Annotated in this window: 8 protein-coding genes; 3 read left to right on the forward strand and 5 right to left on the reverse strand. The window is 71.3% G+C overall.

From position 1 onward, the window contains the following. Positions 1-272 precede the first annotated feature (272 nt). A complete protein-coding gene (locus ACWIHT_RS29195) occupies positions 273-2,069 on the forward strand; it encodes a ricin-type beta-trefoil lectin domain protein (protein ID WP_456171272.1) in 1,797 nt (598 codons plus the stop codon). Between the two features lie 3 nt (positions 2,070-2,072). Here ACWIHT_RS29195 and ACWIHT_RS29200 read toward each other — a convergent pair whose 3' ends face one another. The 4 genes from ACWIHT_RS29200 to ACWIHT_RS29215 all read right to left on the reverse strand — a co-directional run bounded on the left by ACWIHT_RS29200 (position 2,073) and on the right by ACWIHT_RS29215 (position 6,127). Further along, positions 2,073-2,564 carry a universal stress protein gene (locus tag ACWIHT_RS29200; RefSeq protein ID WP_456171273.1) on the reverse strand — a complete coding sequence of 164 codons (492 nt, stop codon included), beginning with the start codon at positions 2,562-2,564 and terminating at the stop codon, positions 2,073-2,075. Positions 2,565-2,580: 16 nt separating this feature from the next. Continuing rightward, the gene (locus ACWIHT_RS29205) at positions 2,581-3,894 is read right to left on the reverse strand and encodes an arsenic transporter (protein WP_456171274.1); all 1,314 of its coding nucleotides are present in this window, start codon (positions 3,892-3,894) and stop codon (positions 2,581-2,583) included. Positions 3,895-3,901: 7 nt separating this feature from the next. Continuing rightward, the gene (locus tag ACWIHT_RS29210) at positions 3,902-4,609 is read right to left on the reverse strand and encodes a DUF4232 domain-containing protein (RefSeq protein ID WP_456171275.1); all 708 of its coding nucleotides are present in this window, start codon (positions 4,607-4,609) and stop codon (positions 3,902-3,904) included. Between the two features lie 144 nt (positions 4,610-4,753). Continuing rightward, positions 4,754-6,127 (reverse strand): serine/threonine-protein kinase, encoded by a 1,374-nt coding sequence (locus ACWIHT_RS29215; RefSeq protein ID WP_456171276.1) that lies wholly within the window; start codon positions 6,125-6,127, stop codon positions 4,754-4,756. 46 nt (positions 6,128-6,173) lie between these two features. Here ACWIHT_RS29215 and ACWIHT_RS29220 point away from each other — a divergent pair, with 46 nt between their 5' ends. Continuing rightward, complete coding sequence (locus ACWIHT_RS29220; protein WP_456171277.1) at positions 6,174-6,725, forward strand: RNA polymerase sigma factor; 552 nt, start codon at positions 6,174-6,176, stop codon at positions 6,723-6,725. 9 nt (positions 6,726-6,734) lie between these two features. On the opposite strand, the gene ACWIHT_RS29225 is transcribed toward ACWIHT_RS29220, so the two are convergent. Beyond that, complete coding sequence (locus ACWIHT_RS29225; protein ID WP_456171278.1) at positions 6,735-9,110, reverse strand: SpoIIE family protein phosphatase; 2,376 nt, start codon at positions 9,108-9,110, stop codon at positions 6,735-6,737. A 256-nt stretch (positions 9,111-9,366) separates the two neighbouring features. On the opposite strand from ACWIHT_RS29225, the gene ACWIHT_RS29230 reads away from it, so the two are divergent. Beyond that, positions 9,367-12,456: a glycoside hydrolase family 2 TIM barrel-domain containing protein gene (locus ACWIHT_RS29230; protein WP_456171279.1), complete on the forward strand. Its 3,090-nt coding sequence runs from the start codon at positions 9,367-9,369 to the stop codon at positions 12,454-12,456. Positions 12,457-12,541 lie beyond the last annotated feature (85 nt).

Raw genomic sequence — 12,541 nt, forward strand, 5'->3', positions numbered from 1 at the left:
TGCCGGAACGCAATGCACAAAACCTCGGGAGACCTTGTTCCGTCTCGCTGACCTGTGCAAAGGTGTGCCTGTCGGCGTGCGGACATTAGATGATTCCCCTCTGCGCGCACGAGGCCGCTCCCGTACGCCACCCCCCTTGCTTCAAAAGAGCTGCCCCAGGCGGATGTTGGAGTTGCCGTCAATCGGACGGGCGGACCCTGTCGGCTCGTCGGCACAGTCGCATACCCGCCGGTATGGACTATATTCCGCGTTTCACCTGGAGGAATGCAGCCGTGACGGACCCAGGTCCCTCGAATTCCCCGACTTCCGCTCACCACTTCGAAGTGACCGACGAACAGCTCAGCGCCGAGCTGAAGAAGTGGACGGGGACGACGCCAGCGCTGCAACCGGTCGGCGAACTGCTGGACCGGCACTGGGAAGCCGCCTTCGCCTATGCGGGGCTGTGCACCGACGGGCCGCACCATGCCGGAATGCTCACCACGGCCGCTTTCACCCGGCTCTTCGGGGAATCCCTGCGGCAGTCCGGACCGACCGCCGCCTGGCGGCCCCAGGTTCTGGTCACCGTCCGCCGTATCGCCGCGGAATGGGACACCGACCGCCGCCAGGAAATGCTCCACCCCGACCTGCGCTCGGCGGCCGGTGACGGCGACCGCGTCGCGGCCCGGCTGCTCCCCGTGCCCGAACGGCGCCTGCTCTCCCGGGCGTTCCAGCGGCTGCCCCAGACCGCCCGCACCCTGCTGTGGCACCTGGAGGTCGAGAACGAGCCGGCCGCGATCGCCGCCGGACTCGTCGGTCTCGACGAGGAGGGCGCCCGCATCGAACTCGGCCGCGCCGTCGTCCGGTTGCGCGAGGAATGCCTCCTGGTCCACCGCGAACTCGCTCACGACGACGAGTGCCAGCTCTACATCCGGCTGCTGGACGTCACCTTCCGGCGCGGCGGCGCGGAGGTCGACCCGGACCTGGGCATGCACCTCACGGTCTGCAAGCACTGCCGGCACACCGCCGACCAGCTCAACCAGTTCAACGCCGGACTCGGTGTGGCGCTCGCCGAAGCGGTGCTCGGCTGGGGCGCACGCGCCTACCTGGAGGTCAGGTCTGGCAGCCGCAACCTGCCCGCGCAGGTGTCGTCCGCCTCGACCGAACTCGCCGTGCGCTCCGGTCCGCGCCGCGGCGAACTCAGAACGGCCCACAAGGCGGCCCGCCGCGTCCGCCGCCGCAACCTCACCGCGGCCGTGCTGACCGTGAGCGGACTGGTCGTCCTCCCGCTCGTCCTGTGGTCCGCCGGCGGCTCCGGCGGTGCCAAGAGCACGACCGAGAACCAGGCCACCGGCGCCTCCGGCACCGGCAAGGAGTCCGCCAACCCCTCCTGGGTGGGCGCCAACGACACCACGCAGGGCACGCTCAGCGGCCGACTGCACAACGTGGACTCCGGCCTGTGCATCGGCATCGAGGGCAACAAGCCGCTCAAGGGCGCCGAGGCCGAACTACAGACCTGCTCATCGGCGGCCGGCCAGCAGTGGTCGTACGAGACCGACGGACAGCTGCGCAGCACCGCCGACCCCGGCCTCTGCCTCGACTCGCATCTCGCCTACGAGGTGACGCTCGCCCCCTGCACGAGCGCGACCTCGGCGACCGCGAAGAACATCCGCTACGACTTCACCCTTCAGGGCATCCTCGTACCGCGCTGGAACCAGGACCAGGCACTGACCCCCGCCTCCACGGACGGCGGCGGCGCGCTCGTCCTGAAGACGCGGGCGGACGGCACGGCGCAGCGCTGGGTCTTCGACACGTCCAAGGCCGACCCGCAGATGCAGGTCGTCAACTGGGACACCGACAGCACCGACACGCCGACCGCCACCACCAAGAAGGCGTCCCCGACGGCGACGCCGACCCCGAAGGCCACGCCCACTCCGACGCCGAGCGCGTCGACCCCGCAGCCCGCTCCGACGACATCCGCGCCGACCTCGGACTACTGCGACTACTACCCGACCTACTGCTCGGGTGGCGGCAGCCAGGGCGGCTGGGGCGGAAACGGCGGTTGGGGCGGCGGCGGGCACTACGGCCACTGAGCCTCAGTGCGGATGCGGCGGTGGCGGCGGCAGGGTCGAGATGCCCGGCGCCGCCTCCGGCCACACCAGCAGCACCGGACAGGGCGCGTGATCGACGGCGAACCGGACGGCGGGCCCGAGACTGTGCGGGCCCAGCCGGGCCCGGTCGCCGTCGCGGGCCAGCACCAGCAGATCCGCGTCCCCGGCGGCGGCCACCACCTCCCGCTCCACCCGCCCGGCCCGCTCCATCGGGGTGCAGGGCCGCCCCAGCCGCTCGGCCGCCGCCTCCAGCAGCTCCGCCGCGGACGTGCTGCCCAGATCCTCCAGCCGGGTCCCGGGATCACGCGCCGGACTGCCCCGCCCGAGCAGCCCGGCGAACGCCCCGTGCGCGAGACCGGGCACGTCCGGCCCGCTGACATGCAACAGCACCACCTCGGCATCCTCCGGCGCATGCGTCCGTACGGCGTCCACACAGGCGGGCCAGGTGCCCTCGACCAGCCAGGCGATCACACGCATTCGGTCTCCCTCGGTGTCAGAGAACCTGGAGCGACACCCACAGTGCCACCGTCGCCGGGACGAGCGCGGACGGCACGGCGAGCAGCCCCAGCTTCGTGAACTCCTTGAGATCCACGCCGTGTTCGTGCTGATGCACGATCCGCCGCCACAGCAGCGTCGCGAGCGACCCGGCGTAGGTCAGGTTCGGCCCGATGTTCACCCCGAGCAGCACGGCGAGCACGGCCCCCGGCCCGGACTGCGCGGTCAACGGCAGCAGCACCAGCACGGCCGGCAGGTTGTTGATGAGATTCGCCAGTACGGCGGCCAGCGCGGCGATCCCGAGCAGGGCCGCGATCCCGGTCCCGCCGGGCAGCAGGTGTCCGAGCGCGTCGGAGAGCCCGTTGTCCACGACCGCCCGCACCACGATTCCGAGCGCCAGCACGAACGCCAGGAAGGACGGTGCGGCGGCCCGCACGACCGTCAGCGGGGTCGCCTGCCGCCGTAGGAGCCCCCGGACCGCCATGACGAGCGCCCCGGCGAACGCGGCCCACGCCGGGTCGATGCCGATCGCCGAGGTCAGCACGAACCCGGCGAGCGTGCAGGCGACGGTCGCCAGCGCGAACACCGGCAGCTCGGGCGTGTCGCCGGAGGACGGCGAGGGCGCGGCCGTAGCCAGATCGCGGGCGAAGAACTTGCGGAACACCAGATACTCGGTGCCGATCGCCACCAGCCACGGCAGCGCCATCAGCCCGGCGAACCGGGTGAAGCTCAGGCCGCTCGCCGCGAACGCGAGGAGGTTCGTGAGGTTGGAGACCGGCAGCAGCAGCGAGGCCGTGTTCGAGAGATGCGTGCAGGCGTAGACGTGCGGTTTGGGACGCACGCCCATCCGGGATGCCGTCGCGAACACGACCGGCGTCAGCAGCACGATGGTGGCGTCGAGGCTGAGTACGGCCGTGATCGCGGAGGCCAGCGCGAACACCGCCGTCAGCAGCCGACTCGGGCTGCCCTTCGCCCACTCGGCCATCCACGCCCCGCAGGCCCTGAACAGGCCCTCCACATCGCAGAAATGGGCGAGCACCAGCACCGCGGCCAGGAACCCGACCACCGGCCCCAGCTGCTCGGCCTCCGCCCGCGCGTGGTCGAGCGAGATCGCCCCGGTGGCCACGGCGATCCCGGCGGCCGGGACCGCCATCACCGCCTCCGGCCACCCGAAGGGCCGGACGACGGCCCACACGAGGACGGCGACGAGCAGGACGACGGACAGGGCTTCGGCGAGCGGGGTGTTCAGGGGACGGTCCTCCGGGACGCGGGACGTGGTGCCCGCCCCATGTAACCAGGCCGCGGCGCGCAACCCGTGCTCAGGCGCCCGTACCCGCGCTGAACACCGTCAGTCGTACCGAGGACGAGTTCCCCGACACCGGCACCGCGCCGTTCGTCCACGTCACCTTCAGCGGGTCCTTCTCGTCGGGCGGCGTCACCACCAGCGTGGCGGGGGTGGCCGTCTTCGCGCCGCTGATCTCGGGGTTGGAGAAGGTCAGGCCGGCCCAGGCGCTCTGGCCCGGCTTCAGCGTGACGGTGGTGGCGGTGCCGCCCGTCTCGCGCACGGGGTTCGGGCCCAGCTGGGCGCCGGACCCGTTCACGAACGCGGCGCCGGGAAAGCCGCGGACCGTGCAGGTACGGCCGGACATGTTGGTCAGGACGATCGGGAAGTTCTCCTGCCCGGCGCCCGGGTCGTTGCCGCCCACGTTCGCCCGCAGCTCGGAGGTGTGGCACCGGCTGCTGCTCGCGGCGGAGGTGTCGGAACCCGTGGAGGACGACGAGGAGGTGGAGGAACCCGACGAGTTCGAGTCGGACCCGGTGGCGGTGTCGGAGCCGCTCGACGAGGTGACCGGGGTACCGGACCCGTCGGCCGAGGGGTCGCCGCCGGCGGGCGCGGCCGTACCCGACTGGGTCTGCGGGCTGCTCACCGTGCCGCTTCCGTCGCCGCAGGCCGTCGTCAGGCCCAGTACGGCGACCGCGCTCACGAGCAGGGCCGCCCGGCGCAGGGACTGGGACGTGTTCGCCATCTTCAACACTCCTGGTGGTTCACCCCACAGCGCCTCGCGCGCTGTCACAGGGATCCGATGCGCGTGCGCACCGAAAGGTTCGCCGGATCGACGACTTTTTACGACAGTGACTACGACAGTGGATCAAGTGACTACGACAGTGGATCAGGTGACGCGGAGCGAGCGCAGTATCCGCGAGGTCGCGTCGCCGCTGTGCTGCCGTATCTGGACGTACACCTGCGGCTGGGCGGCGCCGCCCACGCCGCGCAGCGCGGTCTCCGAGAGGGTGCCGGTACCGCCCGAGCAGTCGCTCCAGGTGCGGATCGTGCCGCGCCAGGTGGCGCTGGAGTAGGCGTGGCTGCCGTCGTAGTGGCAGCCGGAGTGGGCGATGCCGTCCACCTCGGTCGCCACGCTGCCGTGCTCGCTCAAACCGACGAACACGCCGTTCACGTCCGCCGAGAGGTCCGGCCACTTCGCCAGGTCGTCGGCGACGGCCAGCCCCGGTTCCTGCCCGGCGCTCAGCCCGATCGAGTGCGGATCCCAGCCCGAGTCGCGCAGCTGACGGCCCCACGCGCCCGGCACCTCGACCACCACCCGCCCGGTGCTGTCCTTGACCGTCAGCACCGAACTCCCGGACGACGACGACAGGTTCATCACCGCGACGCCCGTCCCCGCGGCCACGACGACGAACAGCCCCGCCATCATCGCGACCCCCCGGTGCCGGCCGCGCGGTCTGTGCACCGGGGCGGCCTCGGCGGCCAGCCGCTCCAGCTCCTCCGCGAACGCCCGCGCCGTCGGCCAGCGCCGCTCCCGGTCCGGCTCCAGCGCCCGCAGCAGGGCCCGCTGCACCTCGGGGGAGAGATCGGGCCGCAGCCGGTCCGGCCGTACGACCTGACCGGGCGCCCCCGGAACCGTGCCGGTGACCATCTCGTAGCCGAGCGCGCCCAGGCTGTACACATCGGCCCGCTCATCGATGCCCGAGCCGGGCTGCGCCTGCTCCGGCGGCTGATAGCCCGCCGAACCCGCTGCCAGGGTGAGACCCGAGGCCTGCGCCAGGCTCTTCGCCAGGCCCAGGTCGGCGAGCAGGACCCGCGCGGTGCCGTCCGGGGCGGTGCGCAGCAGCACATTGGTCGGCTTGATGTCCCGGTGCACGATCCCCGCCTCGTGCAGCGCGGCGGCGCCCCGGGCGGCCAGCGCCGTCAGCCGCAGCACCTCGGGCACGGGCAGCGGACCGGCGGCGAGCAGATCGGCGTAGGTGCCGGCGTCGGCGTACTCCATCACGAAGTACGGCCGTCCGTCGGGGAGTTCACCGATGTCGTAGACCTGCACCACCCGGTTCGAACCGGCCCTGCGCAGCAGCCGGGCCTCGGAGAGGAAGCGCTCGCGGATGTCCATGCGGTGCGCCCAGTTGTCGGCGAGGACCTTCACCGCGACCGGGGCTTCGAGCTCGTCGTCGTGCGCGAGCCAGACCGTGCCGAACGCGCCGCTGCCCAGGCGGCGTTCAAGGCGGTAGCGGCCGATCTGTTCGACGTAGTGCATGGGACTATCATGCCTGCTCGGAGATCGAGGCGGAGGAGTGGATCCAGTGCACGACACGGCGCCGACCGAGGAGCTGGCCAGGCGCGCGGCAGCCGGTGACACGGCCGCACTCGACGCGCTGCTCAGGACGATCCAGCCCGACGTGGTACGGCGGTGCGGGCGGTTCCTGCCGTGCCGCGAGGACGCCGAGGAGGCCGCGCAGGACGTACTGCTGCAAGTCGCCCGGAAGATCGGCACGTTCGAGGGCCGCAGCCTCTTCAGCACCTGGCTGTACACGGTCGTCGCCAACGGCGCCCGGCAGAAGTACCGCGAGCTGAAGCGGCGGGCCGCCGAGCAGCCGGCCGAGATCGACGTGTCGCAGCATGTCGACCCACGCACCACGAGTGTGATCGCCGGGTCGAAGATCGACCTCCTGGAGGCGATCGAGCGCCTTGAGAGGGAGTCCCCGCACCTGGTCGAACCGCTGGTGTACCGGGACATCTGCAAGCTGGAGTACGCCGAGATCGCCGAGCGCCTGGGCATCCCGCTCGGCACGCTGAAGTCCCGCCTGCACGAGGCCCGCCGCCAGGTCAGGCCCTGGCTGACCGACCTGTCCTGACCCTGACGCTCAGGCCTCGTCGAAGAGGGACAGCTCGGCCCAGATCGTCTTGCCGTCGGTCGTGTGGCGGCTGCCCCAGCGCTGGGTGAGCTGGGCGACCAGCAGCAGCCCGCGTCCGCCCTCGTCCCAGGTCTTGGCGCGGCGCAGATGCGGGGCCGTGTGGTTGGTGTCGGAGACCTCGCAGATCAGCGTGGCCGCGTCATGGATGAGCCGGAGCCGGATGGGGTGCGCGCCGTAGCGGATGGCGTTGGTGACCAACTCGCTCACCACCAGCTCGGCGGTGAACCCGGCCTCGCTCATGTTCCAGGTGTCAAGCTGCTCGACGACCTGTTTGCGGATCGGGGCGACGAGTGAGGGGTCGGCCGGGATGTCCCAGGTCGCCACCTGCTCGGCGGGCAGCCCCTGGGTGCGGGCCAGCAGCAGGGCCACGTCGTCGGCGGCACCGCCCAGCGGGAGTACGGAGTGCAGGATCCGGTCGCAGGTCTCGTCCAGCGAGTCCGAGGGGGCGTACAGCGCGTCGAACAGCAGCCGGTGACTGTGGTCGAGATCCCGGTCGCGGTTCTCGACCAGGCCGTCCGTGTACAGCGCGAGCACGGTGCCCTCGGGCAGCTCGAACTCGGCCGATTCGAAGGGCAGTCCGCCCAGGCCGAGCGGTGGTCCCGCGGGCAGGTCGATGTGCTCGGGCGGGCCGCCGGGCCGGATCATGATCGGCGGCGGATGTCCGGCGCGGGCCAGTGTGCAGCGCCGGGACACCGGGTCGTACACCGCGTACAGACAGGTCGCGCCGACCTCGCCCGGGCTGCCCTCGCCGCCGGCCTCCGCGGACAGCCGTACGACCAGGTCGTCGAGGTGGGTCAGCAGTTCGTCCGGGGCCAGGTCGATGTCGGCGAGGGTGCGGACGGCCGTGCGGAGTCGGCCCATGGTGGCGGAGGCCTGGATGCCGTGGCCGACGACGTCACCGACGACCATGGCGACCCGCATCCCGGACAGCGGGATCACGTCGAACCAGTCGCCGCCGACCCCGGCACGCGCCGCCGGCAGATAGCGCGAGGCGGCCTCCAGGGCGGCCGTGCGCGGCAGTTTGCGGGGGAGCAGGCTGCGCTGGAGGGCCAGCGCGGTATCGCGTTCGCGGGAGAAGCGGCGGGCGTTGTCGATACAGACCGCGGCGCGCGCGGTGACCTCCTCGGCCAGCAGCACGTCGTCCTCGGTGAACGGGTCGATGCGCCGGTACCGGGTCAGCACCGCCACGCCGAGGGTGACGCCCCGGGCCTGGATCGGTACCGCCATCGAGGAGTGGATGCCGTACTCCTGGACGCGCCGGGTGCGGGTTTTGTCCCAGGACAGCCAGAGTTCCAGGGCCCGGTCCGAGGCCACCAGGGTGCGGCCCGCGACCAGCGCGTCGGCCTGCGGGGACTGGGTGGGGTACAGGTCCGACTGGCCCGGCTTGGCGACGGCCTCGGGGCTGCCCTGCTGCACCGAGGCGTGCGCGGCCCGGCGCAGCCGCACCGGCGCGACGATCGCCGTCGGCAGCTCACCGCCGTGCTCCTGCGGGTCCAGCAGATCGATGCTCACGAAGTCGGCCAGCGCGGGCACGCAGACATCTGCCAGCTCCTGGGCCGTACGGGTGACGTCGAGGGTGGTGCCGATGCGGACGCTCGCCTCGTTGACGAGTTGCAGCCGCTCCCGCGCGAGGTAGTTCTCGGTGAAGTCGTGCGCGGCCAGACACACGCCCCGCACCCGTCCCTGGGTGTCGGTGATCGGCGCCATCCGGGCCAGCCAGGCGTGCGCGGCGTCCTCGCCGCCGGTGCGCATGTAGATCTGGAAGTCCTGGGCGGTGCCGGAGGTGAGCACGCGCAGCATGTACTGCTCCAGCTCCGAGCTCTGCGTCTTGCCGCCGATCTCGGTGATCCGCAGGCCCTGGATGCGCTCCTCGGGCAGGCCGATCACCTCGGCCATCGCGTCGTTGACCCGGCTCAGCCGCAGGTGCTCGTCGTAGACCGCGATGGCACACGGCGACTGGGTCAGCGCGGCGGTCGCGAGGGGGTCCTCGTCGGCCCGGGGGCCGCCGCCCTCCAGCGGTGTCACGACCAGCCAGTCGCCCGGACCGCCGTCCCGGGGGCGCCGATGGTGGGCCAGCAGCCACACCGGCACGGCCCGGCCGTCCCGGTGCCAGAGCGTGACGGTGCCGTCCCAGCGGGCACTGGTGGGGACCGGGAGGGCCCCGGTGCCACCGGCCAGCAGCCGTACGGCCGGGCGGCCCACGACCTCGGTCGCGGTGTGGCCGAGGAGTCGCTGTGCTCCCTCGTTCCACTCCACCAGCGTGCCCGCGTCATCGATGACAACCCGCGCCGTCGCGGCATCGTCGAACGGGTAGACCGGTCTCATCGTCGCCACTCCATCGCGCGCACTCACAGTGAACAACCACGCCACTTGTGTTCCAGCCTAGTGCGTCACAGTCGCGCGCGGACTAGAACCCCCAGGCCCGGGAAGTTCGGCCGACAAGGGCGAAAACCGGCCGAAGCGGTGCTCGGGACGGGTGGCCGCCCCCGCACCCTTGACGGCCCGACATGGCACCCCGTCAGAATCTGTTCGGTCACGATCAGTTGTGAGTACTTCTGGGCCCTGATGAGGGAGAGCCGCCATGACGGTCACTCGCAGATCGGTTTTGATCGCTTCTACGGCCGCGCCGACGGCCGCATCACTCCTGGCCACCCCGGCCGCACGCGCCACGGCGGGCGTGTCCGGCCGCCACACCGTCGCCCTGCGGGACGGCTGGCGCTTCGCGCTGGTCAACCCGGGTGGGATCACCGACCCGACCGGCGCCTACGCGGACGCCGCCGCACCGGACTACGACGACTCGGCCTGGCGCGAGGTCGCGGTCCCGCACGACTGGAGCATCGAGCAGACCCCCACCACGGCGAACGGCACCACCAGCGGCACCGGCTTCTTCCCCGGCGGCCTCGGCTGGTACCGGATCGCCTTCACCCTGCCGTCGGCCTTCGCGGGCAAGCGGATCTCGGTGGAGTTCGACGGCGTCTACATGGACTCCTACGTCTACTGCAACGGCACGCAGGTCGGCCAACACCCGTACGGATACACGGGGTTCGCCTTCGACCTCACCGACCTGCTGCACACCGACGGCAGTACGGAGAACGTCGTCGCGGTCACGGTGCGGAACCAACTGCCCAGCAGCCGCTGGTACTCGGGCAGCGGCATCTACCGCGAGGCACGACTCGTGATCACCGAACCGGTGCACGTCGAACGCTGGGGCACGTACGTCACGACGCCCGACATCACCGCCGAGCGGGCCGTCGTACGGGTGCGGACGTCCGTCCTGAACGAGTCCGGCGCCGCGGCCGAGGTCGAGATCGGATCGCGGGTCGTCGACCCCGGCGGCCGGACCGTGGCCCGCGCCACCTCCACTGTCGGGGTTGCCGACCGCGGTACCGAGACCCACGAACTCACCGTCCCCAGACCCAAGTTGTGGGACATCGAGACCCCGGACCACCGCTACACCCTGGAGACCGAACTGCGGGTGGGCGGCAAGCGGGTCGACACCTACCGCACGACCTTCGGCATCCGCGGCTACCGCTTCGACCCCGACGAGGGCTTCTCCCTCAACGGAACTCCCGTCAAGATCAAGGGAGTAGACCTCCACCACGACCAGGGTGCCCTCGGATCCGCGATCAGCCTCGACGCAGTGCGCAGGCAGTTGAGCATCATGAAGTCGATGGGCGTCAACGCCTTCCGCACCTCCCACAACCCGCCCTCGGCGCAAATCATCGAGGCCTGCGAGGAGTTGGGCATCGTGATGATGGTCGAGGCCTTCGACTGCTGGCACACCGGCAAGACGACCTACGACTACCACCGGTTCTTCGACACCTGGTGCGAGTCGGACGCCACCGAGATGGTCCGCGCCGCCCGCAACTCGCCCGCCGTGGTGCTCTGGTCCATCGGCAACGAGATCCCCGACTCGACCTCCACCGCCGGGCTCGCCATGGCCGACCGCATCATCGCCGCCGTCAAGGCGGCCGACGACAGCAGGCCCGTGGTCATCGGCTCCGACAAGTACCACTCCGTACCGGCCAAGGGCTCCGCGGCCGACCTCATGCTCGCCAAGCTCGACGGCCTGGGCCTCAACTACAACACCGCCAAGTCCGTCGACGCCCTGCACGCCGCCTATCCGCACCTGTTCCTCTTCGAGTCGGAGTCCTCCTCCGAGACCTCGACCAGGTCCACCTACCAGGAGCCGGAACACCTCAACACCGGCGAGAACCACACCCCGGGCGGACGCGCGACCTCGTCCTACGACAACAACCTCTCCTCCTGGACGATGAGCGGTGAGTACGGCCACAAGAAGGACCGCGACCGGAAATGGTTCGCGGGCCAGTTCCTGTGGTCCGGCATCGACTACATCGGGGAGCCCACCCCGTACAACGTGTTCCCGGTCAAGGCGTCCTTCTTCGGCGCCGTCGACACGGCCGGCTTCCCGAAGGACATGTACCACCTCTTCCGCAGCCAGTGGACCGACGAGCCCATGGTCCATCTGGTGCCGATGACCTGGAACCACGAGCCGGGCGACACGATCGAGGTCTGGGCCTACGCCAACGTCGACACCGTCGAGCTGTTCCTCAACGGAAAGTCCCTGGGGACCCGGACGTTCGACACCAAGAAGACCACCGACGGCCGCACCTACCTGGAGACCACCGAGGCCAGCGGCGACGACAAGACCTTCATCACCGGCCCCTACCCCGGCAGTTACACCAGCCCGAACGACAGCGCGGGCAAACTCCACCTCGGTTGGAAAGTGCCGTACGAGCCGGGGGAGTTGAAGGCGGTGGCGAGCAGCGGTGGCAGGAGGGTCGCTACGGACCTGCTGCGCACCGCAGGCGCCGCGCATGCCGTGCGTCTCACGGCCGACCGCAAATCCCTTGCCGCCGACGGCCGTTCACTGGTCTTCGTGACCGCGGACGTGGTCGACGCCCAGGGCGTCGTGGTGCCGGATGCCGAGGATCTGATCGCCTTCGAGGTGCGGGGCGGTTCCCTGGCCGGGCTGGACAACGGGCGGGAGGAGAGCGCCGAGCGCTACCAGTCGAGCACCCGAACCGCCTTCCACGGCAAGGCGCTTGCGATCGTGCGGTCAGGGACGAGGGCGGGTGCGCTGAAGGTGACGGCGCGGGCGGAGGGGCTGCGGACCGGCACGGTCACCGTCCGTACGACGCCTGCCCGGAGCGTGGCCGCGACACCGGCGCAGCACTTCGCGGCCGACCACCCGGCACCCCCGAACCACCCCGTGGCGGACGCCAGTTACTCGGGCCGCCCCGACACCCTTCCGGCCGCCGTGCTCGACGGTGACCCGGCCACCGGCTGGTCCAACGCCTTCGCCAAGTCGGCCACGGCGCTGCTGCCCGCCTTCAGCGGCGCCCGCGAGAAGGACTGGGTGTCGGTGGACTGGGGGAGGGCACGGTCCTTCGACCGGGTGGAGGTGTCGTTCACCGTGGACGCGACGCACAGTCTGCCCGCGGCCGTGGCGGTCGCGGTGTGGGACGGCGGTGGGTGGGTGCCGGTCGAGGGGACGGCCGTCGACTGGGCCACGGCCTCGGACAGTCCGACCGTCGTCACCTTCGACGCGGTGCGAGGCTCCCGGCTGCGGCTGACCTTGACGAGTAGTCGTCCAGGGGTGGTCCAAGGGGCCGTGCGGATCAGCAAGTTGGAGGCGCCCGCCGGTTAGCGGGCGGGCGCTCGCTCGCGGTCCGGACGGGAATCTGGCCTGTCCGGACCGTTGACGGGATGTCATGTCTCGAACAGCATGACCA

The sequence above is a fragment of the Streptomyces sp. NPDC002276 genome (assembly GCF_053891435.1).

Coding starts and splice junctions, on each gene's coding strand:
- ACWIHT_RS29230 (WP_456171279.1), top strand. CDS start 9,367: ATGACGGTCACTCGCAGATCGGTTTTGATCGCTTCTACGGCCGCGCCG.
- ACWIHT_RS29200 (WP_456171273.1), bottom strand. CDS start 2,564: ATGCGTGTGATCGCCTGGCTGGTCGAGGGCACCTGGCCCGCCTGTGTG.
- ACWIHT_RS29225 (WP_456171278.1), bottom strand. CDS start 9,110: ATGAGACCGGTCTACCCGTTCGACGATGCCGCGACGGCGCGGGTTGTC.
- ACWIHT_RS29210 (WP_456171275.1), bottom strand. CDS start 4,609: ATGGCGAACACGTCCCAGTCCCTGCGCCGGGCGGCCCTGCTCGTGAGC.
- ACWIHT_RS29215 (WP_456171276.1), bottom strand. CDS start 6,127: ATGCACTACGTCGAACAGATCGGCCGCTACCGCCTTGAACGCCGCCTG.